This window comes from Nonomuraea sp. N2-4H (assembly GCF_045291505.1).
Taxonomy (GTDB): Bacteria; Actinomycetota; Actinomycetes; order Streptosporangiales; family Streptosporangiaceae; genus Nonomuraea; species Nonomuraea fastidiosa.
The window spans coordinates 7,085,172-7,106,294 of sequence record NZ_CP147987.1 but is presented as its reverse complement, the minus strand read 5'-3'; the positions used below and the strand labels follow the sequence as shown (position 1 = coordinate 7,106,294).

General features: G+C 71.2%; 23 protein-coding genes and 1 pseudogene. 11 read left to right on the top strand and 13 right to left on the bottom strand.

Translation table 11 applies throughout. The features are described 5' to 3' along the window. Positions 1–195 (bottom strand): hypothetical protein, encoded by a 195-nt coding sequence (locus tag WBK31_RS32595; RefSeq protein ID WP_364062979.1) that lies wholly within the window; start codon positions 193–195, stop codon positions 1–3. 60 nt (positions 196–255) lie between these two features. Between WBK31_RS32595 and WBK31_RS32590 the strand changes: the two genes are divergently transcribed. The 4 genes and pseudogenes from WBK31_RS32590 to WBK31_RS32575 all read left to right on the top strand — a co-directional run bounded on the left by WBK31_RS32590 (position 256) and on the right by WBK31_RS32575 (position 6,198). Further along, positions 256–2,979: an ATP-binding protein gene (locus tag WBK31_RS32590; protein WP_364062982.1), complete on the top strand. Its 2,724-nt coding sequence runs from the start codon at positions 256–258 to the stop codon at positions 2,977–2,979. Positions 2,980–3,155: 176 nt separating this feature from the next. Next, positions 3,156–4,384 (top strand): annotated as a pseudogene (locus WBK31_RS32585) (MurT ligase domain-containing protein). After that, positions 4,374–5,093, top strand: a complete 720-nt coding sequence (locus WBK31_RS32580) for a glutamine amidotransferase (RefSeq protein ID WP_364062988.1) — start codon at positions 4,374–4,376, stop codon at positions 5,091–5,093. Before WBK31_RS32585 ends, WBK31_RS32580 begins: the two are co-directional and overlap by 11 nt. A 313-nt stretch (positions 5,094–5,406) precedes the next feature. Further along, positions 5,407–6,198 carry a metalloregulator ArsR/SmtB family transcription factor gene (locus WBK31_RS32575; RefSeq protein WP_364062991.1) on the top strand — a complete coding sequence of 264 codons (792 nt, stop codon included), beginning with the start codon at positions 5,407–5,409 and terminating at the stop codon, positions 6,196–6,198. Positions 6,199–6,282: 84 nt separating this feature from the next. Here WBK31_RS32575 and WBK31_RS32570 read toward each other — a convergent pair whose 3' ends face one another. Further along, the gene (locus tag WBK31_RS32570) at positions 6,283–6,645 is read right to left on the bottom strand and encodes a DsrE family protein (RefSeq protein WP_364062994.1); all 363 of its coding nucleotides are present in this window, start codon (positions 6,643–6,645) and stop codon (positions 6,283–6,285) included. A 50-nt stretch (positions 6,646–6,695) separates the two neighbouring features. Here WBK31_RS32570 and WBK31_RS32565 point away from each other — a divergent pair, with 50 nt between their 5' ends. From WBK31_RS32565 to WBK31_RS32550, 4 genes are all read left to right on the top strand, one after another. After that, entirely contained in the window at positions 6,696–7,184 is a 489-nt protein-coding gene (locus WBK31_RS32565) for an FABP family protein (protein WP_364062997.1), read from the top strand. 1 nt (position 7,185) lies between these two features. Then, on the top strand, positions 7,186–7,482 hold the full coding sequence (locus tag WBK31_RS32560) for a DUF2470 domain-containing protein (protein WP_364063000.1): 297 nt from the start codon (positions 7,186–7,188) through the stop codon (positions 7,480–7,482). A 351-nt stretch (positions 7,483–7,833) separates the two neighbouring features. Then, positions 7,834–8,247, top strand: coding sequence for a Fur family transcriptional regulator (locus tag WBK31_RS32555; protein ID WP_364063003.1), 414 nt, complete (start codon positions 7,834–7,836; stop codon positions 8,245–8,247). A gap of 126 nt (positions 8,248–8,373) precedes the next feature. Further along, the gene (locus tag WBK31_RS32550; protein ID WP_364063006.1) at positions 8,374–9,312 is read left to right on the top strand and encodes a folate-binding protein; all 939 of its coding nucleotides are present in this window, start codon (positions 8,374–8,376) and stop codon (positions 9,310–9,312) included. Positions 9,313–9,334: 22 nt separating this feature from the next. Here WBK31_RS32550 and dtd read toward each other — a convergent pair whose 3' ends face one another. Next, a complete protein-coding gene (gene dtd, locus WBK31_RS32545; RefSeq protein ID WP_364063009.1) occupies positions 9,335–9,760 on the bottom strand; it encodes a D-aminoacyl-tRNA deacylase in 426 nt (141 codons plus the stop codon). Between the two features lie 62 nt (positions 9,761–9,822). Between dtd and WBK31_RS32540 the strand changes: the two genes are divergently transcribed. Next, positions 9,823–10,731: an asparaginase gene (locus tag WBK31_RS32540; RefSeq protein WP_378786058.1), complete on the top strand. Its 909-nt coding sequence runs from the start codon at positions 9,823–9,825 to the stop codon at positions 10,729–10,731. Here WBK31_RS32540 and WBK31_RS32535 read toward each other — a convergent pair. From WBK31_RS32535 to WBK31_RS32520, 4 genes are read right to left on the bottom strand one after another with little or no spacing between them, the layout of a single operon-like run. Beyond that, on the bottom strand, positions 10,728–12,335 hold the full coding sequence (locus WBK31_RS32535) for a DUF2207 domain-containing protein (protein ID WP_378786059.1): 1,608 nt from the start codon (positions 12,333–12,335) through the stop codon (positions 10,728–10,730). The two genes, WBK31_RS32540 and WBK31_RS32535, sit on opposite strands and share 4 nt — an antisense overlap. Positions 12,336–12,373: 38 nt before the next feature. Further along, positions 12,374–14,383 carry a tetratricopeptide repeat protein gene (locus WBK31_RS32530; protein WP_406673640.1) on the bottom strand — a complete coding sequence of 670 codons (2,010 nt, stop codon included), beginning with the start codon at positions 14,381–14,383 and terminating at the stop codon, positions 12,374–12,376. A 2-nt stretch (positions 14,384–14,385) separates the two neighbouring features. Further along, positions 14,386–14,781, bottom strand: a complete 396-nt coding sequence (locus tag WBK31_RS32525; RefSeq protein WP_364063021.1) for a CU044_2847 family protein — start codon at positions 14,779–14,781, stop codon at positions 14,386–14,388. Between the two features lie 44 nt (positions 14,782–14,825). Next, the gene (locus WBK31_RS32520; protein ID WP_406673639.1) at positions 14,826–15,902 is read right to left on the bottom strand and encodes an FAD-dependent monooxygenase; all 1,077 of its coding nucleotides are present in this window, start codon (positions 15,900–15,902) and stop codon (positions 14,826–14,828) included. Between the two features lie 107 nt (positions 15,903–16,009). On the opposite strand from WBK31_RS32520, the gene WBK31_RS32515 reads away from it, so the two are divergent. Next, positions 16,010–16,939, top strand: coding sequence for a TetR/AcrR family transcriptional regulator C-terminal domain-containing protein (locus WBK31_RS32515; RefSeq protein WP_378786062.1), 930 nt, complete (start codon positions 16,010–16,012; stop codon positions 16,937–16,939). Positions 16,940–16,943: 4 nt separating this feature from the next. On the opposite strand, the gene WBK31_RS32510 is transcribed toward WBK31_RS32515, so the two are convergent. Beyond that, positions 16,944–17,678, bottom strand: coding sequence for an alanyl-tRNA editing protein (locus WBK31_RS32510; protein ID WP_364063030.1), 735 nt, complete (start codon positions 17,676–17,678; stop codon positions 16,944–16,946). 28 nt (positions 17,679–17,706) lie between these two features. Here WBK31_RS32510 and WBK31_RS32505 point away from each other — a divergent pair, with 28 nt between their 5' ends. Then, positions 17,707–18,372: an SGNH/GDSL hydrolase family protein gene (locus tag WBK31_RS32505; protein WP_406673638.1), complete on the top strand. Its 666-nt coding sequence runs from the start codon at positions 17,707–17,709 to the stop codon at positions 18,370–18,372. On the opposite strand, the gene WBK31_RS32500 is transcribed toward WBK31_RS32505, so the two are convergent. The 5 genes from WBK31_RS32500 to WBK31_RS32480 form a co-directional block, all read right to left on the bottom strand. Beyond that, positions 18,357–18,722 (bottom strand): DUF2516 family protein, encoded by a 366-nt coding sequence (locus WBK31_RS32500; RefSeq protein ID WP_364063036.1) that lies wholly within the window; start codon positions 18,720–18,722, stop codon positions 18,357–18,359. The genes WBK31_RS32505 and WBK31_RS32500 overlap by 16 nt on opposite strands. 125 nt (positions 18,723–18,847) lie before the next feature. Next, positions 18,848–19,285, bottom strand: a complete 438-nt coding sequence (locus tag WBK31_RS32495) for a hypothetical protein (RefSeq protein ID WP_364063039.1) — start codon at positions 19,283–19,285, stop codon at positions 18,848–18,850. 3 nt (positions 19,286–19,288) lie between these two features. Continuing rightward, complete coding sequence (locus WBK31_RS32490; protein ID WP_364063042.1) at positions 19,289–19,780, bottom strand: helix-turn-helix transcriptional regulator; 492 nt, start codon at positions 19,778–19,780, stop codon at positions 19,289–19,291. A 60-nt stretch (positions 19,781–19,840) separates the two neighbouring features. Beyond that, positions 19,841–20,746 (bottom strand): M56 family metallopeptidase, encoded by a 906-nt coding sequence (locus WBK31_RS32485; RefSeq protein WP_378786064.1) that lies wholly within the window; start codon positions 20,744–20,746, stop codon positions 19,841–19,843. Further along, positions 20,743–21,099: a BlaI/MecI/CopY family transcriptional regulator gene (locus WBK31_RS32480; RefSeq protein WP_364063048.1), complete on the bottom strand. Its 357-nt coding sequence runs from the start codon at positions 21,097–21,099 to the stop codon at positions 20,743–20,745. Before WBK31_RS32480 ends, WBK31_RS32485 begins: the two co-directional genes overlap by 4 nt. Positions 21,100–21,123 lie beyond the last annotated feature (24 nt).

The following is a 21,123-nucleotide window of genomic DNA, read 5'->3' as shown; positions in this document are numbered from 1 at the left end:
TCAGTCGATCGCAGCACCCTCGCGAAGCTCGTCGGCGGAATGGGATTTCGTCACCGTGCTTCCCGCGGTGTTGTCGGCGGCGCAGCGCGATCGGCCGTTCGTGATCGGCTGGTTGTCGCGCGGATCGGGAGCGCCTCTTGAACTGATCACCAATGCCGGGCCGTTGTCGCCGCCGCGCCAGCCGCGCAGGTCCACCGACCTGCCCGACCATCCGAGCGGCCCTCAGCCGCTGCTGTTCCCGGGGGAGCGCGTGGTGTGCGGCTGGATGAGGAGTATCTGGCCGACCTGGCCGACCTGGTGTGGACGCCGTGCCCGGGACGTCAGGCGCCGCCGCTGGGCAGCAAGGGGCGCGAGTTCGACCCCGACGAGCTCAAGCGGCCGACGCTCTTCGAGTCGACGCTGGTGACGCTCATGTCGCGGCCGTTCGGCTGGCTGGTGGTGGCTGAGCCGACCGACCTGCTCGACGCCGAGGTGGCGCACCTGCGTACTCAGCTCAATGTGCTGCGGCAGTACGGCGACGCCTCCGAGCGTTCCCGCTTCGACGCCGAGCGGGCCGAGCGCCGCATGCAGGAGCTGGACGCCTTCCGCGAGGCCGGTCTGTGGAACGTGCGCGTGCTGGCCGGCGGCGCCACCGCCGAGGAGCTGCGGCAGATCGCCCCCGTGCTCGTCGGGTCGGTCGAGATGAGCCATCACCCGTACCGGCTGCGCAGCTCGCACGGGGCCGCGTACGCGCTGACCGAGGCGCTGGCCATCACCATGCAGGACCCCGCCGACGGCGCCGCCGCGCCCTTCGCCGCCACGGCGGGGGCGCTCGCCGCGCTGGCCGGGCTGCCCCGCCGCGAGGTGCCCGGCGTACGGGTGCTCGACTCGGGCTTCTTCGACGTGACGTCCGAGTCCGACGGCGCGGGGAACGCCGCGGGCGAGGGCGGCGAGCTGCTGCTCGGCGAGATACTCGACGGCCAGGACCGCGGCGTCGGCTCGTTCCGCGTGCCGCTGGCCACGCTCAACAGGCACGCGTTCGTCACCGGCGCGACCGGCTCGGGCAAGTCGCAGACCGTGCGGCACATGCTGGAGCAGCTCAGCAGGGCCCGCATCCCGTGGCTCGCGATCGAGCCGGCCAAGTCCGAGTACGCCGCCATGGCCGGCCGCGTCACCGAGCCGGTCACCGTGATCAACCCGTCGGCCCCCGACGGCGTGCCGTTCAGCGTCAACCCGCTCGAACCCGAGCCCGGCTACCCCGTCCAGGCCCATATCGACATGGTCAGGGCGCTGTTCATGGCGGCGTTCGACGCCGAGGAGCCGTTCCCGCAGATCATGTCGCTGGCCCTGCAGCGCGTCTACGAGGCCACCGGCTGGGACGTCGTCACCGGCGGCGCCGTGCCCGGCTCCGACGTCCCGCCCAGCGTGCCCACGCTCGAACAGCTCCAGCAGCACGCCATGGACGTCATCAAGGAGATCGGCTACGGCCGCGAGGTGCAGGCCGACGTCGAGGGCTTCATCTCGCTGCGGCTGCGCTCGCTGCGCGTCGGCTCGGCCGGGCGCTTCTTCGAGGGCGGGCACCCCGCCGACATCGGCGGCCTGCTCGAACGCAACGTCGTGCTGGCCATCGAGGACGTCGCCAACGACGAGGACAAGGCGTTCCTCATGGGCACGCTGATCATCCGCATCGTCGAGCACCTGCGCATGCGCGCCCGTCGCGAGCGCTCGACCGGGCTGCGGCACGTCATCGTCATCGAGGAGGCGCACCGGCTGCTGCGCGACCGCGGACACGGCCGGGCCTCCACCCACGCCGTCGAGCTGCTGGCCGGGCTGCTCGCCGAGATCAGGGCGTACGGCGAGGGCATCGTGGTGGCCGAGCAGATCCCCACCAAGCTCGTCACCGACGTGGTCAAGAACACCGCGCTGAAGGTCGTGCACCGGCTGCCCGCTGAGGACGACAGGAGGCTCGTCGGCGCCGCCATGAACCTCAGCGACGAGCAGTCCCGCCACGTGGTCTCGCTCCAGCCGGGCGCGGCGGCGGTGTTCGCCGACGGCATGGACCGGCCGCTGCGGGTCCGCGTGCCGCTGGGGGAGTCGCGGGAGAAGGTGCTGCCCGGGCCGCCGCCGCCCATCAGGGGGCGCAGGTCGGCCGCGTGCGGGGCGCAGTGCCGTACCGGGCAGGCGTGCACGCTGGTCGAGCTGCGCGAGGCCGACGTGCTCGCAGGGGCGCAGGAGTGGGCCTGGCTGCGCATCTGGTGCGACACGGTCGTGCTCGCCTTCGTCACCAACCGTCCGCTGCCCGGCGTCCCGCGCGCGCTGTCGGCCGCGTGGAACGAGCTGCCGGCCCGGCGCAGGGAGTGCCTGCTCGCCACCCTCATCGAGCGCTGCGTGCAGCGGCGCGCCTGGTCGCTGCGCACGTGGTTCGACCCGTCGCTGCTGACCGAGAAGGCCGCGGAGACCGCCACCCGCCTGCTCGCCGGCCTCGACAGCGGTGGCGAGCGTCCGGGGGCGTCGTGGGTGATCCCGCAGGTGCGCTGGCTGCACGAGGTGGAAAGACTCTTCCCGTACGGTCACCCCGCCCCGAACCCGCGCAGCCCCGCCCCGCCCATGGAGTACGCCCTGTTCCGCCAGTCCCCGGGCACCACCGGCGACCTGGGGCACACCGAGCTGCTCGGCCACCGCGCCAAGGCGCTGCGCCACCACCCGCTGTCCATGGAGGTGGAGCACAACAGGGAGCTGGCCTGGCGGGTCATACTCGGCGACGACGAGAGCGAGAGCGTGCAGCGCGACATCCTCACCGTGGCCATCGGGGTCGAGGCGGCGGCCAGGATCCGGCACGTGGGGCAGACGATGGGGGCGGGCTGGCTGGAGGGCGTGCTGTCGTGGCCGCGCCGGTTCGTGCTGCCGTTCGAGCAGGGTGGAGCGCCGGAGATCGCGTTCGCCGAGCCGGCGGCGGCGCCCGTGAACGCCGCGCCCGTCTACAGCACCCCGGCCACGTAAGGGCGGCCTGGGCGATGCGGGCGGCCCGGCCGGAGCGCCGGGACGTGGCGGCTGGGCGTTCGCTCGTGGCACATCAGGGATCGGCCCACGTGAAGGTTCGCACCGGGTAGCAAACCGGACGGCGTTTCCGCGTGCTCCTCCGAAGCAGGCGGCAACCCCGACTAGGATCCATGCTCATGACCCAGCTTCCTTTGCGGGCCCAGCTCGCCAGCGCCCTGGGACGCAGCGCCGCCACGCTGTCCAGGATGACCGGGCGCGGTGACGGATCGGTGATCGGCGGGCGAATCGGTCTGCTGCTCGAACCGGACCTGCTGCGCCAGCTGGCCCGTGACCGCAAGCTGGCTCTGGTCAGTGCGACGAACGGCAAGACCACCACGACCCGGCTGATCACCTCGGCCCTCCTCGAGCTCGGCGAGGTCGCCACCAACGCCTTCGGCGCCAACATGCAGGCCGGCCACGTCTCGGCGCTCGCCCAGCACAAGCGCGCACCCTACGGCGTGCTGGAGGTGGACGAGAAATACCTGCCGCAGGTGCTCGACACGACGGGCGCGGGCGTCGTCTGCCTGATGAACCTCAGCCGCGACCAGATGGACCGCGCGGCCGAGATCTGGCTGCTCGCCCAGAAGTGGCGCAAGGCGCTGTCCGGCAGGCCCACCCACGTCATCGCCAACTGCGACGACCCGCTCGTCACCTGGGCCGCCTCCACCGCCGCCAAGGTCACCTGGGTGGCCGGCGGCCAGCGGTGGAAAGAGGACTCCTGGTGCTGCCCCGAGTGCGGCGGCCCGCTCGACCGCAAAGACGCCGACTGGGCCTGCCGCGAGTGCACCTTCCACCGCCCCGAGCCGCAGTGGGCGGTCGACGGCGACTCCGCGATCGACCCGCGGGGGCAGCGGTGGCTGCTCGACATCCAGCTTCCCGGCCAGGCCAACCGCTCCAACGCGGTGATGGCGCTGGCCGTGGCCGAGGCGTTCGGGGTGACGGTCGACCGGGCGCTGCCCCGCCTGCGCGAGGTCACCTCGGTGGCCGGCCGCTACACCACCGTCGAGCGCGACGGCCGCCACGCCCGCCTGCTGCTGGCGAAGAACCCGCCGGCTGGCTCGAGGCGTTCGACGTCGCCGACCCGCAGCTTCCGGTCATCCTGTCGGTCAATGCCCAGGGCCCCGACGGCCGCGACACCTCGTGGCTGTGGGACGTCGACTACCGCATCCTGCGCGGGCGTCCGGTGTTCGTCACCGGCGAGCGCCGTCTCGACCTGGCGCTGCGGCTCGACGTCGCCGAGGTGGCGTTCACGCTGTGCGACACGTTCAACGAGGCCCTGGCGATGCAGCCGCCCGGCCGGGTCGATGTGATCGCCAACTACACCGCCTTCCAGCACATCCGATCGGAGTTCGGCCGTGCCGTCTGACAGCGCCCTTCGCATCGTCTGGATCTATCCCGACCTGCTGAGCACGTACGGCGATCAGGGCAACGTCCTGGTCCTCGAAGCGCGGGCGCGGCGGCGCGGCATCGAGACCGAGACGATCCACGTACGCTCGGCCGACCCGGTGCCCGAGACCGGCGACATTTACCTCATCGGCGGCGGCGAGGACCGCCCGCAGATCCTGGCCGCCGGGCGCCTGCGCAAGGACGGCGGCCTGCACCGCGCGGTCGCGCGCGGAGCGTCGGTGCTCGCGGTCTGCGCCGGCTACCAGATCATGGGCAGCACGTTCGGCGGCGAGGAAGGGCAGCCGGTCGAGGGCATCGGCCTGCTCGACATCACCAGCTCGCGCGGCCCCGCCCGCGCCGTGGGCGAGCTGGTCGCCGAGGTCGACGCCGCGCTCAACATCCCCACGCTGACCGGCTTCGAGAACCACATGGGCGTCACCCACCTGGGCCCCGGCGTCAAGCCGCTGTCGAAGACGGTCGTGGGCGTGGGCAACGGCGACGGCTTCGAAGGCTGCTACGCCGGCCACGTCGTCGGCACGTACCTGCACGGCCCCGCCCTGGCCCGCAACCCCGCGCTGGCCGACCTGCTGCTGTCGTGGCGGGTAGGGGACCTGCCCCCGCTCGACGACTCCCGCTACGAAGCCCTCCGCCAGGAGCGCCTCACCACGGTCCTCGAACAGCAGCGCTGACGTACGGCTCGCGCCCTGGCCGCCGCTCCCGGCCGGGCGGCTCGCGACGGCACCGCGCGCTCCAGTACGTCCGCCGAGGCGGCGCCGGGCGCTGCCAAGCAGGTGCCGCCCAGGAGGCGCCGGCCGGTCGCCTGAGGCGGCATCGGGCGCTTCCGTGCGGGCCGCGAGGTGCGTCCGCCCGGGCCCTTGCCCCGCCTTACAGGGCAGCTCCCCTTCCAGGCCGTGCCCTCGGGTGCCCATCGTTGACATGCAGCCGCACGGCTGCATATCGTGCGAAAGGCAGCCGGACGGCTGCATGTCAGGATGGCGAAAAATGGACGACGTCTTCAGAGCGCTGGCCGACCCCAGCCGCCGCAGGTTGCTCGACAGCCTCAACGCCCGTGACGGGCAGACGCTGCGCGAGCTGTGCGCGGGGCTCGACATGGCCAGGCAGTCGGTCAGCAAGCATCTCGCCGTGCTGGAGGAGGCCAACCTGGTCACCACGGTGCGGCGGGGGCGGGAGAAGCTGCACTTCCTCAACGCCGTACCGATCAACGCCATCGCCGACCGCTGGATCAACCGCTACGACCGCCACCGGGCAGCCGCCCTGGCGGACCTCAAGACGGCCTTGGAGGTACGTCCCATGGAGCAGGACGTCGTCTACACCACCTACATCCGCACCACCCCGGAACGCCTCTGGCAGGCGCTCACCGACCCCGCATGGACCCGGCGCTACTGGGGGGTGGAGCTGGAGTCGGACTGGCAGGTGGGCTCGGCGGTCACCTGGACGTACGAGGGCGTCAGGATGGCCGACCCCGAGCAGGTCGTGGTGGCGTCGGAGCCGTACCGGCGGCTGGCGTACACCTGGCACACGATCACGCCGGAGTTCGCCGAGATCGTCGGGCTGACCCCCGAGGGGCGGGAGGAGATGGCCAAGGAGCCGCGCTCGACGGTGACGTTCGAGATCGAGGAGGCCGGCGAGATGGTCAAGCTGACCGTCGTGCACGGCGGGTTCGAGCCGGGCAGCACGATCAGGGAAGGCGTCGGCCAGGGCTGGCCGGAGATCGTCTCCAGTCTCAAGACCCTGCTGGAGACCGGCCAGCCGCTGCCGTCGGGCGCCCAGTGAGACGGCCCAGTGAGACGGCCCAGTGAGACGGCCCGGTGAGACGGCCCAGTGAGACGGCCCAGTGAGACGGCCCCGTGAGACGGCTCAGTAGACGAGCGCCTGCACGCCCTCCGCGGTCACTTCCTCGACGAACGCCGGCGCGCCCGCGATGCGGATGCCGTCGATGACGTCGTCGGCCGTGATGTTCCTGCGGGCGGCGCACTGCGTGCAGAGCGTCACCCGCCCGCCCGCGAGGAGGGCGTCGAGCAGGTCGGTGAGCGGCGCGGCGTGCGGCAGGCTGAACTCCTTGGCCCGGCCGGGCAGCGCGAACCACGCCGACTCGCCGGTCAGCCAGAGCGAGACGTCCACGCCGCTCGCGAGCGCCGCCGTCGCGACCGTGAACGCCTGGTTGCAGCGCTCGGGGGCGTCGGCCCCGGCGGTCACCTTGATCACCAGTGATCGTGCCATGCTCGCCACCCTAACGCCCCGGTCCTCCACCGCCACTAGTCTTGGAAACCATGGAAGAACCTGAGGTGCACCCCGACCTGGAGCCGATCGCGTTCCTGCTGGGGCGGTGGGAAGGCGCGGGCGTCGGCGGCTACCCCACGATCGAGAGCTTCAACTTCGGCCAGGAGATCGAGTTCGGCCACAACGGCAAGCCGTTCCTGACCTACGTGAGCCGCACCTGGCTGCTCGACGACGCCGGCAACCGCGTCAAGCCGCTGGCCACGGAGTCGGGCTACTGGCGGCCCCAGCCCGACCGGCAGATCGAGGTGGTGCTCTCCCATCCGACGGGCATCGTCGAGATCTACATCGGCGAGGTCGTCTTCCACAAGATCGAGCTGCGCACCGACGTGGTCGCCCGTACGGTGTCCGCCAAGGAGTACACGGCGGGCCACCGTCTCTACGGCCTGGTCAACGGCAACCTCATGTGGGCGTACGAGATGGCGGCCATGGGCCAGCCGCTCAGCGACCACATGTCGGCCGAGCTGAAGAAGGTCGCCTGAGATGAGCTCGCCGTTCACCCCCGACGCGGTCGAGGCGATCAAACGCCACATGAACGACGACCACGCCGAGGACGGCCTGCTCATCGTACGCGCGCTGGGCGGCAGGCCCGAGGCCGCCAGCGCCGTCACGACCGACGTGGACGCCGAGGCGATCACGTTCACGATCGACGGCGGGGAGCGGGTGCGGGTGCCGTGGGGGGAGACGCTGACCGAGCGCGCCCAGGTGCGCAAGGCCGTCGTACGTCTCTACCGCGAGGCGTGCGCCAAGCTCGGCCTCCCCGCCCGCGGCGAGCACTGAGCCGTCTTTCAGCCAAGCTCGGCGTTCGCGCCCGCGGCGAGCACTGAGCCGTCTCTCAGCCGGTGCGGGCATGAAAAAGGGCCCCGGGCAACTATCCGCCTGCCGTGCAGGCGGGCCGGCTGGGCTACGGACGGGAACGACGTCCCGCCCTCCGGCTGCCAGGGGCCCCGGTGATTGCCTCGTATTCGCTGACGTCACGAGACAACAGTCCGCGATGTCAGCGGACAACCACCTCGCTAGCCCGATTATGACTACTCATTATTCGGACCACCTCCTTTCCGCGTACCCCAGAAGCTATGCGGTCCTGCGCGAAAGGGGCAAGCGAATATCGTCGCGGCATAGACTCGGGTCATGACGGAGACGCAGTGGCACGAAGAACTCCGTGCCAAGGGCTACCGGGTCACCCCGCAGCGTCAGCTCGTCCTCGAGGCCATCAAGGCGCTGGAGCACGCCACACCGGAGGAGATCTGCGTCAAGGTGCGCGAGACCGCGCGCGGCGTGAACATCTCGACCGTCTACCGCACGCTGGAGCTGCTCGAAGAGCTCGGCCTGGTGACCCACACCCATCTCGGCCATGGCGCGCCCACCTACCACCTCGCGGCCGAGGCGGACCACGTCCACCTGGTGTGCCGGGGGTGTGAGCAGGTGTTCGAGGTACGTCCTGAGCTGGCCGACGGGCTGGTGGAGGGGCTCGACAAGGAGATGGGATTCGTGGCCGACGTCCGCCACCTGACGGTGTTCGGCCGCTGCCGCGACTGCCGCTGACCAAGCCGGCGCGTCGGCCCTCGCCGACGGGGCCGGCGCAGCGGCTTCCACTGATCCGGGCCGCCGCATGGACGACCCGGCCGGGGCGGCGACGGCACGATCTCAGGTGCGGATAGCCTGGAAGGCATGCGTAGCCCTCTGCTCGATCTCCCCGGCGCGGTCCCGGCGGACGCGCCGGACTCCGACGTAGCCGCCCACTACGGCGACCTGTTCGCCGAGCAGCGCGCGCTGGCCAAGAGGGAGGCGATCGTCGACCGCAGCAACCGCGAGGTGGTCCGCATCTCCGGCGCCGACCGGCTGAAATGGCTCAACGACCTGACCTCGCAAAAGCTCGACACGCTGCAGCCCGGCGAGTGGACGCAGACGCTCGACCTCGACCTGCAGGGCCGCGTGCAGCACCACTTGACGCTGGTGGACGACGGCGAGAGCGTGCTCGCCCACGTCGAGCCCGGCACCGCGCAGAGCCTGATCGACTACCTCGACCGCATGCGGTTCATGCTGCGGGTGGAGGTGTCGCGGGCCGACGACCTCGCGGTGCTCTCCACGGCGAATGAGGACTTCCTGGTGCCCAGGTCCGAGCTGGGTGAGCACATGGGGCGGCCGCTGGCCGGTCTGTGGGCGTACGAGGCGCTGCGGATCGAGGCGCACCGGCCGCGGCTCGGCTTCGAGACCGACCACAAGACGATCCCCCACGAGGTGGGCTGGATCGGCACGGCCGTCCACCTCAGCAAGGGCTGCTACCGCGGCCAGGAGACGGTGGCGCGGGTGCACAACCTCGGGCATCCGCCGCGCCGCCTGGTCTTCCTCCACCTCGACGGCAGCGTCGACACGCTGCCGCCGCACGGCGCTCCGGTGATCTTCGAGAGCCAGGAGGTCGGTGTGGTGGGCTCGTCGGCCCGCCACCACGAGCTGGGGCCGATCGCGCTGGCGGTGATCAAGCGTACGGTGCCGGTCGACGCGCAGCTCCTGGCCGGCGGGGTGGCCGCCGCCCAGGAGGTCGTGGTGCCGCCGGACGCAGGGCGCAACGTCAGCATCGACCCGGCGCTGCGCCGCCGCATCCGCTAGACCTCAACGCCCCATGAAGGGGTCACATCTCCAGGATGACCGTGATGGGGCCGTCATTGACCAGGGACACCTGCATGTCGGCCCCGAACTTGCCCGTCTCCACGTGGGCGCCCAGCGCCCGCAGCTCCTCCACCACGGCGTCGACCAGCGGCTCGGCGACCGGGCCGGGGGCCGCGGCCTGCCAGGTGGGCCTGCGGCCCTTGCGGGCGTCGCCGTACAGCGTGAACTGGCTGATCACCAGCAGCGGCGCCGACACGTCGGAGCAGGACTTCTCGCCGTGCAGGATGCGCAGCCCCCACAGCTTGGCGGCGAGCTTGGCGGCCTCGGCCCGCGTGTCGGTGTGCGTGACCCCGACCAGCACCAGCAGGCCGGGCTCCGTGATGGCTCCGACCGTGCGCCCCTCGACCTCGACCGAGGCCGACCTGACTCTCTGTACGACTGCTCGCATGGGCACCCATTCTGGACCAGGACAAACCCCTCCATACACTCGTGTCGAAAGGGGTTGTGAACATGTCGATGATTGTGGAAGTCGTCCGGTCCGGGTTCGTGGAGTCCACGCATCTGGCCCGCGTGCTGACCGTGGACGCCCAGGCGCGCCCGGTCGAGACCAGAGGTGCGGTGCACGTGCCGGCCTCGCCACGGTCGTCGATGAAGCCGCTTCAGGCGCTCGGCATGCTGCGTGCCGGGCTGCGCCTGGAGGACGAACTGCTGGCGCTGGCCTGCGCCTCCCACTCGGGCGAGCCCTTCCACGTGGAGGGCGTCAGGAAGATCCTGTCGGACGCGGGGCTCGACGAGTCGGCGCTGCAGTGCCCTGAGGACTACCCGTTCGACCGGGCGGTGACCGAGCGCGGGCGGGTCTACATGAACTGCTCGGGCAAGCACGCGGCCATGCTGGCCACCTGCGCCGTCAACGACTGGCCGCTGGAGACGTACCGGGAGCCCGCGCACCCGCTGCAGCGCGCGATCAGGGAGACCGTGGAGGAGCTGACCGGCGAGCGGGTCGCCGCGTCGGGTGTGGACGGGTGCGGGGCGCCGCTGTTCTTCGTCTCGATGCTCGGGGTGGTCAAGGCGTTCCGCGCGTTCCCGCTGTCGTCGCCCGACTCGTACGAGCGCAAGATCTTCGACGCCATGCGCACCTACCCGGAGTGGACCTCGGGCACCGACCGGCCCGAGGCCAAGCTCATGCGTGCCCTGCCCGGCCTGATGGTGAAGGCCGGGGCGGAGGCGTTCGAGGCGTTCGCGTTCGAGGACGGCCGGGCCGGCGCGATCAAGGTGGAGGACGGGTACGGGCGCGCCCGCACCCCGGTCACCGTGGCCGCGCTGCGCTCGGTGGGCCTGGACGCGCCCGAGCTGGCCGAGCTGGGCGCGCCCGCCGTGCTGGGCGGCGGCCGTCCCGTCGGCGAGCTGAGGGTGCGCTAGAGGCTGCGGAACTGGCGGGTGGCGGAGATGGCGCCCGACGTCGTCGTGGTGAACGTACGCATCGACCCGGCGAACTTCGACAGGTCCCACTCCGCCGGCCCGTGATACCAGTACAGGTTGTCCGCCTGCTGCCCGTTCCCGGTGACGGAGGCCACCACCCGCGACCAGTGCTCGACCCCGTCGAAGATCACGGCGTACGGCAGGTAGCGGGAGAACAGCTCCACCCGGTGCTGCTCGGGCACATTGCCCAGCTCACCGGAGAACAGGTACTCGCGGAAGCGCATGGTCTGCGCGAGCGCGGCCGAGCCCTTGGCGGTCTTGGCCGGCATGTACTGCCCGCCGACCGCCAGCGCGCCGCCCGCGATGATGACGGCCAGGCCGAGCAGCCCGTACGTGGTGAACCAGGCCAGCGCGGCGGTGGCCAGCAGCCCGACGACGATGAGCACCACGCCGATCGTGGTCCAGCGGGTGCGCTCGGTGTCGGGCCTGCGGGCGAACCAGCCCTGCTTGACCACGTCGGCGTAGAGCGCGTCGCGCACCTTGCCCAGATGGCTCGCGAACGTGCCGGAAAGCTGCGACAGCAGCACCGCGTCGCGGCCCTCGAAGATGGCGTCATAGAGCGCCCGCTCGTACGGCAGGAGCGCGTCGACCGGCGCGTGGTGCAGCTTGACGAGCATCCAGTCCGGCGCGTCGTACGTCTGCCGCGGCTGCTCGTCGATGCGCAAATAGCCGCGGACGGCGAGGTCCACGATGGTGGCGGTGACGTCGATGACGTCGGCCTGCTCGTCCACCAGCGTGCCGATCTGGCCGGGCCGCACCCCTTCGGGCGGGGTGAACTGGCCGTTCTGCACGGGGTTGACCGCGCCCTCGTGGCCCGCGGCCCTGGCATCGCGCCCGCGCGTCCAGTAGAGCAGCGCCACGCCGCCGAGCAGCAGCACCAGCAGGGCGGCCAGGGCGCCGCCGGTGACGGCGTTGAGCGTGAAGGCGGCCGACAGCGAGAACCGCCGGTCCAGGATGGGCTGGGCGCCGGTGGCGCCCTTGGGGTAGCCGACGACGACGGTCAGCGCCTCGCCGGGGGCGAGGTTCTCCTGCTCGAAGTCGGCCTGGATGGCCTCGTGGTCCATCGAGGCGGAGGTGCAGCCGATGGCCGAGGTCAGCGCACCGGCGAAGCACGACAGGTTCTGCACCTGGCCTGGGCCCTTGACGTGCACGGTGGCCTTGGTGACCGGCTGATTCCAGCCGCCGACCGCGAACCAGCGCAGCTCCTCGATGCCGCCCGTCGGCGTCACCGCGCCCTTGACGTCGTACTCGACGGTCTCGCCCGTCACGGTGAGCACGTCGCCCGACAGGGTGCCGCCCTTGACGTTCGAGATCTGGTAGAGGCGGTCGCTGGTGTCGTCGTAGCGCGTCCTGGTGATGAACGTGCGCTTGAGCTCTCCCGACGCCCCGCCGATCTTCTCGACCACGTGCAGGGTGCCGTTCTTGCCTAGGGTCAGCGTCACCTCATCCGTGATCCCTGCCTGAGCCGCCGCGGCGGCCGGGGCGGTGGTCAACGTCAGAGCGGTGGCCGTAAGGGCGGCCATCGTGAGTCTGAAACCCGTCATGGCGGGACATCGTATCGGTTCGTCTTAGTTTGTCACCGTCAGTTGTCCTCCGGCCACGTCGGCGGGTGCGCGCGGGGCTCCACGATGCTGAAAAGCTGCAGGATCGGCGCGAAGACGGTGGTGAGGAGCAGCGAGGACAGGCCGTCGCCGACCAGGTCGAGCCGGTGCCGGTAGCCGCCTTTGAGCGCCGTGGTGAGCGCCTGGTAGGCGAGCGGTATCGCGCGGAACATCGCCATGCGGCCCTGCAGCGCTGTCGAGGCCGCCAGCCGGCACTGGGTGACCAGGGTGTCGATGTGGTCGTCGCCGAGGATGCGGCGACGGCCTTCGAGCACGTCGGAGAAGACCGTGGCGGCCCTTTTGAACTGGTTGTCGGCGAGCAGGCCCTGGGCGTACCAGTGGCGGGCTTCGAGCAGGACGGGATGCTCGGCGCCCAGCCGCCGCTCCAGCCGGGCCGCCGTCTCCTTCAGGATCGCAAGGCCCGCGCTTTCGCGCTTGGCCCTGATCAGGGTGCGGCCGTACATCGCCGCCGCCGCGAGCGTGTGCGGGTTGTCGCGGCCGAGCTCGGCCTCGCGGACCCGGTGGACGTGCTCCATGAGCTCGATGGCCTTGGCCTCGTTCTGCGGCACCTCGCGTGACGGGTAGTCGAGGATGATCAGCGCCGTGGCCTGCACCATCATGGCGTCGAGGCACCCCGGGTGCAGCTCGTGGCCGAGTGCCCGGTAGTCCTCGACGATCTTCGCGGCCTCTTTCCTCGTCTCCAGGAAGTGGCCGAGCTTGTTGCGCGCCGACAGGCGTACGGTGCGGGCGGCCAGCACGTCGAGCGGGTCGGCCGCCGCCGTCCAGCGTTCCAGCGCCTCGTCCATGAGGGACTGCGCGGCCCGCAGCTCGCCCGCGTCGTGCAGGACGCGGGCCCGGTCGGTGGCGACGCGCAGCAGCACGCGCTCGTCGCCGTGCTCGCGGAAGTACTCCATGGTGCGCCGCGTCAGTTCCAGGGCCTGCGGGTAGTCGCCGAGGCGGGCCAGGACCATCGCGAAGCGGTGCAGGAGCAGCAGGTACTCGGCGCCGTACGCGGTCTCCGAGCCCTTGTAGCGGCGCAGCACCTCCTCGCACCGCTCCCTGGCCTCGTCGAACTTGCCCAGGGCCTCCAGACGCTCGGCCAGCTCGCTCTGGGCACGCAGGATGTCGGCCGTGTCGAGGTGTTCGCGGATCCACCGGCGAAGGTCGTTCCTGGCGGGCTCCGGGGTGAGCGTCTTGACCAGCTCGTACAGGAACCGGCGCAGCCGGTCCTCCCCGGGCAGCTCTTCGGCGACGTGCCGGATCGCGTCCCACACCGAGCGGAAGTCGGGGTGGGCGCCGCTGCCGGGGAAGACCCGTTGCACCAGCTCGCGCAGGTCCGTGCCGGCCCCGGCCGCCGCCACGATCCGGCGCAGCTCGCGCCGCTCGTCCTGCGACAGCCAGGGCAGGTCGAGGACGTCGTCCAGCTCCTCCCAGTGGCGGCGGATGGACGAGACGGGCAGCATCCGGCCGGTGAGCCTCGTCGCGGACGTGGCCTTGTCGGTGAACATGCCGATCACGTCGCCGGTCTCGTGGTCGTAGACGGCCGCGCCGCTGAAGCCCTTGTCGGGGATCTCGGCGTGGGCGGTGGCGGCGCGGACGTGCTGCCACTCGCCGAACAGGTCGGTGGTGGTGAGCACGAGTTCCAGCGGGGCGCCGGTGTGATCGCCCGGCCGCAGGAAGCCGTGAGCCACGTAACCGCCCTGCGGACTCGCATGCGTCACCAGCTTGGCCGGGCCGATGTCCACGGCGCGTTCGAGCCTCAGCACGGCGACGTCGCCGAGGTCGTCCTGAGCCCGCCAGGGGCCCATCATGTGGACGGTCGCCCGCAGCCCGAGCAGGTCGCCCCTGCCCGCCTGGGGGAAGGACACCAACGGTGCGGTCTCTTCGAGCACCACGTGGGCGCAGGTGAGCACCAGGTCGGGTGCGACCAGGAATCCGGCGCCCAGGGTGCGGTCCGGCCCGTGGACGCGGGCGCGCCACGCCCCTTTCACGCTCAGCCGCTCTGGTCGGTACGGCCGGGGGCCTGCCGGTCGCTCCGGTCGGAGGCCGCCCCGTCGTTCCTGCCGGGGGCCTGCCAGCGGAGCCTGACGACGAGCTGGCCCTCCGCCTTGCCCTTGGCGACCACCGCCCCGACCTCGCCCTGGAGCTTCACCCCGAACTCCAGCTCGACCTCGTCGGGCCCGATCGGCAGCTCGCGGAACGTCCTCAGCGCCGCCGCCGCGGCGTCCCGCACGTCGGAGAGCGATTCCTCCAGCCGCAGCTTGGCCTGGCGGATGGTGCCTGCGCCGATGCCGGCGGACTCCCACCCTCCTCCCGGCTCTTCGTCGGAGCCGGTCTCGATCAGTACGGAGCCGCCGTCTTCGAGTTCCCACCGCACGAGCTCGGTCACGCCATGAATCTACCTCCGCATGACCGGATCGCGACGGGAACGGCTCAGCCGAGCGAGATCGCGTTCGCCGCCCGCTGCACGCTCTCCATCGGGGCGGGTCCGCCCGGGTTCTCCGTGGCGAGCGCCTGGTTCGCCGCCACGAACGGCCGCATGCGCCGCTCGTAACGCTCGCCCGCGCCCTCGGGTCCCGCCAGCAGCTCCTCGGCCAGCACGTACGCCCCCACCATGGCCAGGCTGGTGCCCTGCCCGGACAGCGGCGAGGCGCAGTAGCCGGCGTCGCCGACCAGCGCCACCCGGCCCGTGCTCCAGCGGTCCATCCTGACCTGGGCGATGGGGCCGAAGGAGAAGTCGTCGGCCTTCCACATCGCCTCGATCAGCCTGGGGGCCTCCCACAGCCGTCCGCAGCGCTCTTCGATCAGCCGCTTCTGCTGCTCGACGTCGCGGTGGTCGTAGGCGATGGGCGCGCTCTCGAAGCCCAGGTTGACGATCATCTTGGCGCGGTCGCGGTCGCTGAAGGCGACGCCGCCCGCGTCGCCCTCGTTGAACCAGGTCTGCCAGTGGTCGAGGCCGAGGAAGTTATCGGTGGTGAAGACGGAGATGTACTGGCCGAGGTGGTGGATGTAGCGCGGCTCGGGGCCGAAGGCCAGCGCGCGCACCCGCGAGTGCAGGCCGTCGGCGCCGATGACGTAGTCGTAGCGGTCGCGCCCGCCGCCTTCGAAGGTCACTTCGCCGTCCTCTGTCAGGGTGGCGATCGAGTCGCCGTAGACCCGGCGGGCCGGGCTCGCGGTGGCGAGCACGGAGACCAGGTCGCCGCGCATGATCTCGATGTCGGGGCCGTCGATCCGGCCGCCGCTGATCGTCGCCTCGGTGTCGCGCATCAGCTCGTTGCCGTCGCGGTCCACCATGGACATGCCGCGCGGCGTCGTACGCAGCGCTCTGACCTCCTCCAGCACGCCCATGCTCTCCGCCACGGTGAGCGCCGCGCCCCTGATGTCGATGGGCTGCCCGCCCGTGCGCAGGCCCGGGGCCCGCTCGACGACCGTCACGTCGGCGCCCGCGCGCCCCAGGAAGTGCGCGAGCACCGCACCCGCCACGCCCGAGCCGGAAACCAGAATCTTCACCGTCACGCTCCTTGCTGTTGACGTTGTACGCAGAACTGAATGTACGAAGTACATACAGCAGGTAGCAAGCTATAGTGGGGAAGATCTGTACTAGTACAGGAGGTTAGATGGCGACAGGCTCAGGCGAGAGCGTCCCGCCGCACGCCCGCATCGCCGCCGACATCAAGCGGCGCATCGCCGACGGCAGGCTCCGACCCGGTGAGCGGGTGCCCTCGACCAGGCAGCTCGCCAGAGACTGGAACGTCGCGCTGGCCACCGCCGCGAAGGCGCTCACGCTGCTGGCCAGGGAGGGCGTCGTGGTCGCCGAGCCCCGGGTGGGCACGGTCGTGGCGGAGAGCCGCACCCGCAAGGTGCCGCGCGCGTTGTCGGATGACGACCTGACCCGCGAGCGCATCGTGCGCGCGGCCGTCGAGATCGCCGACGAGGAGGGTCTTGATGAGCTGACCATGCGGGGCCTGGCCACCCGGCTCGGCGTGGCCACCATGTCCCTCTACCGTCACGTGGGCGGCAAGGACGAGCTGGTCATGCTCATGGTCGGGGCGGTGATCGAGGACTTCCCGCTGCCCGGCGGGCGGCCGGAGAGCTGGCGCGCCGGGCTGGAGATCTCCGCGAGGACGCAGTGGGCCGCCTACCGCGCGCACCCCTGGCTGGCCCACACGACCTCGCTGACCCGGCCGATGCCCTCGCCGTCCCTGCTGGAGCACACCGAATGGGCCATGCGCGCCCTGGAAGGCACCGGCCTCGACCCGGTGACCAAGATGTACGTGCACACCCTGCTCTTCAGCTACGTGCAGGGCATCGCGGTCAACCTGGAGCGCGAACGCCGGGCCCGCGCCAGCACCGGCATGAGCGCAGACGAGTGGATGGACGCCCAGCAGCCGATCCTGCGCGGGTTCGCCGAGTCGGGCGACCATCCGGCCTTCGGCACGCTCATCCGTGAGCTCGGCGACGACTTCGACCTCGACCTCGACCGGCTCTTCGAGTTCGGCCTCCAGCCGTTGCTGGACGGCCTGGCCACAGTGATCGGCTCGCGGTGATCGGCTAGTCGGCGATGCGGATGCGCAGGCGGCGGAAGCCCTTCCCCTTGCTCTCGACCTTGGTCACCTCGATGCGGCCGATCTGCTTGGTGGAGGCCACGTGGGTGCCGCCGTCGGCCTGCGTGTCGAGGCCCACGATGTCGACGATGCGCACGTCCTGCACGCTCTCCGGCACGAGGTTGGTGGCGGTGCGGACGATGTCGGGGATGGCGAACGCCTCCGCCCGGGGCAGCACCCGCACGTCGATGCGCCGGTCGGCGGCGATCTCGGCGTTGCAGGCCGCCTCGACGGTCTCCTTGAAGCCGGGCGGCACCTCCGGCAGGTTGAAGTCCATGCGCGCGGTGAGCGGCTCCATGTTGCCGCCGGTGACCAGGCAGCCGTAGTCCCTGAACACCACGCCGCACAACACGTGGAGCCCGGAGTGCGTACGCATGAGGGCCGAGCGCCGCTCGTCGGCCACCGCGCCCTTGACGACCGTGCCGACCGGCGGGATCGGATCGCCCTCTGCCGGAATCAGGTAGAGATCGTCGCCTTTGCGAGCTCCCACGATGCGCGTCTCGACACCCTGCCAGATCAGAACGCCGTGATCCGCCGGCTGGCCGCCCCCACCTGGATAGAATGCCGACCTGCTCAGCACGATGCCCTCGGGTGTGGCGTCCAGGACGACGGCCTCGAAGTCACGCAGATTCTGGTCGGACAACTCCAGTCGTTGCGTACGTCCGTGGAGATCGGTGCTCATATCGGCAGCCTAGTCCCCTGGGGTGGTCATGCGGAGGCTTACGCGATACGCCGCGGTGCTCGCGCTGCTCGCCCTGCCGGCCTGCGGTGCCGGTCCGGCGCGCGGGGCCGGGCAGTCCGCGCCCGTGCTGATGTTCGTGGGCGACAGCTTCACCGTGGGCTCCGGGCCGGTGCCGCGCTGGGAGACCTACGCCGCGCACACCGGCAGGCTGATGGGCTGGCAGCCGATCATCGCGAGGGCCGGCGGCACCGGGTTCTGCAACGCCGGGCGGGCGGGGCGGACGTTCGAGCGCTCGTACGAGCTGGAGCTGTCCTGGCGGCCCGCCCCCGACCTGCTCGTCATCTCCGGCGGACACAACGACCGCCGCTGGAGCCCCGACGAGGTGCGCGGCGCCGCCGCCGCGCTGCTCACCAAAGTCCGCGCCCACTGGCCCGGCACCGAGACGGTCATGGTGGGGCCCATCTGGATGGAGGACCCGCCGCGCAAGGCGTACGGCGTGCGCGACGCGCTCGCCCAGGCCGCCGCCGCCCAGAAGGTGCCCTTCCTCGACCCCCTGCACATGACATGGCCGCCCGAAGCGGTGCTGCCCGACGGCATCCACCCGACGCGCGCCGGGCACGAGCGGCTCGCCGCCTGGCTGGCCGGCGAGCTCAAGGCCCGCCGCCAGGATCAGGGCCTTTACCAGGGGCCGTAGGGGCCGCTGTTGCCCCGGCCGCCCATGCCCTTGACGGCAGGCTTCACATCGACGATGTAGACGGTCGCCGCGATGACCGCGGCGATCGAGAAGATGCCGAGCCCGATGCCGATGAACGCGGCGCTGCCGACGGCCATGAAGGCCTGGAAGTAGCTCAGCGCGCTGCCGGCGGAGAACAGCGCGGCCAGGGCGAGGATCAGCAGCCACAGGTTCTTCTGCAGCTTGCCCGCCGCGATGAAGGCGTTGGCGGGCACCCTCATGGCGTGCACGAGCGCGTAGGCCGACATGCAGAAGATGGCAATGGCCAGCACCAGGAAGAGGAGGTTGAAGACCCCGTAGATCATGTTCATGTAGTCGTCTCCGCCCAACGCCTCGATGCAAACGGCTTCAGCCTAATAGGCGCCCTGCGCACGCGGGCACCCCCGTAAGCGGAAAGTGGCCCGTCTCCGAAGGGAGACGGGCCGGGAACAGCGGGTCAGGCCTTCGCCTTGCCCGTCGTGCCCGCCGTGCTCGAAGAACGCGGCTTCCTGGCCGGCTTGACCGGCTCGGCGACCGGCGGCTCGGCGGCCACGGACACCTCTTCCAGCTCCAGCGCGGCCTCACCGGTGGTCTTGCTGACCACGCGGCGGCCACGGGTGGCGAACTCCTCGTAGACCTCGCTCGCCTTGTGGGTGAGCTGGTCGGCGTACGTGCGGGCCTTTCCGGGCAGCTCCCTGGCGATGCCCTCGGCCTTGTCGGCGTACTCGCGGGCCTTGACCGGCAGCTCCTTGGCCAGCTCGAAGCGGCGGGACTGGAGCTTCTGCAGGTGCTCGGGCAGCTCGCGCAGCTTCTCCACGGCGTAGTCGCCGACGCCGGCGACGGCGTAGAACGGCTTGGACTCGGTGAGCTTCTTGACTTCGGTGGCGAGCGTCATGGGTTAACCTTCCTTGGTTTCCTGGGTGACGTTGTCGTCGCGCGAGGGCGCCGCATAGGGCTCAAGAGCGGCGCGATACTCCTCGGGCAGCGGCTCGTCGTCCGACCGGGAGTCGCGCTGGGGACGGGCATTCTGGGAGGTCTGCTCGTCCCCGGCCGGCTGCTCCTTGCGGAACGACTCGTAGATGTCGATCAGCACCTGACGCTGGCGTTCGGTGAGATGCGGGTCGGCCCTGATCGCGGTGAGCACGTCGCTGGGCGGCTCACGGTCCTCGATGAGGCCCGCCTGCACGTAGAGCGCCTGCGAGGAGATCCGCAGACCTTTGGCGATCTGGTTGAGGATCTCCGCGCTCGGCTTGCGCAGGCCGCGCTCGATCTGGCTCAGGTAGGGGTTGGAGACCCCGGCCGCCGCGGCGAGCTGGCGCAGCGAGATCTTCGCCTGCTGCCGCTGCTCGCGGATGTATTCACCGATCGAGCCGACTTTGGGTAGTGCCATACCCACAGTCTGCCTCGCCGTGCTTGCAATTGCAAACACGGCGGTTAACACCTGCAAGCGTCAGAGCTGCAGGAACCAGAGAAGCGGGGCGCTGGTGACCAACGTCACAGACAGCGCGATGTACCCGTACCGTACGTGTGCCGCCAGCTCAGGAAGCGGCTTGACCAGGCGATCCACCCTGGCCATGACATGGCTCGCGTGGACGCCGAGCATGCCCTGCGGCGTCGGCATCGCGCCCGCCGTGCCGAAGCGCAGCAACGCCGTCGCCAGCCGGCGCGGCGAGCAGTAGCGGCGCGCCCGGTCGTCGGCGGCCATCTCGACCAGCAGCTCGACCTGGGCCTGCGCGTCGGCGACGACCTTCGACCAGGGCAGCGCCCTGCGCAGCGCGGCGAACGGCAGCAGCACGAGGTCGTGGCGCTCGCGTACGTGGGCCGCCTCGTGAGCGAGCACGGCGGCCAGCTCGTCCTCCGACAGCAGCTTGAGCGCGCCCTCGCTCACCACGACCTGCGAGCGCAGGCCCGGCACGCAGTAGGCGGCGGCGCTGGGATGGGCGAGCACCCGCACGCCCGGCACGCCCGGGTCGTCGTGCGAGGTCAGCGCGAGCAGCATGCGGTGCCTGCGGCGGGCCCGCAGCGCCTGCACGCCCGCGGTGATCAGCACCGCGACCAGCACCGCGAGCGCGGTGAGCCCGGCGATCAGCGCGAGCACGTGGAGCGGGTCCCACGCCTGCGGAGGGGTCTCGCCCCGCGCGAACGCGGCGAGCCCCGGGATGACGCCGGTGCCATAGGGCTGGACCGCGAAGGCGAGCATGGCGCCCGTGGTGGCGAGCCCCCAGGCGAGGCCGAGTGACTGCCAGACGATGATGGCCAGCCTGGGGGCCCGGGAGGTCCATCGAGCCGTGGTGAAACGCCAGGAGCCGACCGCGCACGCCGTGGCGAGCGCCGCCAGCACCACTGCCGTGATCACTCTTCCTCCAGCTCCTCAAGGGCTTTGCGCAGGATCTCCGCCTCCGGGCCCGACACGGCCTGGGCGAAGCGGGTCAGGGCGGCCGATCGGTCGCCCGTCATGTCCAACGCCTCCAGCATAAGCTCGGCGATGTATGCGTCACGGCTTTCGGCCGGCTGATATCTCCACGCCCGCCCGTCGCGGGTGCGCTGGAGGAAGCCCTTGCGGGTGAGGCGGTCGAGAACGGTCATGACCGTCGTGGGTGCGAGGTCGCGATCGGCAATCAGCTTGCCGACCTCGCGGGCGGTCAGCGCCTTGCTCTCCGCCCAGAGGATGTCCATGATGCTGCGTTCAAGCTCGCCAAGACCCTTCACGTCTTTCAGATTAGCTCTACAACG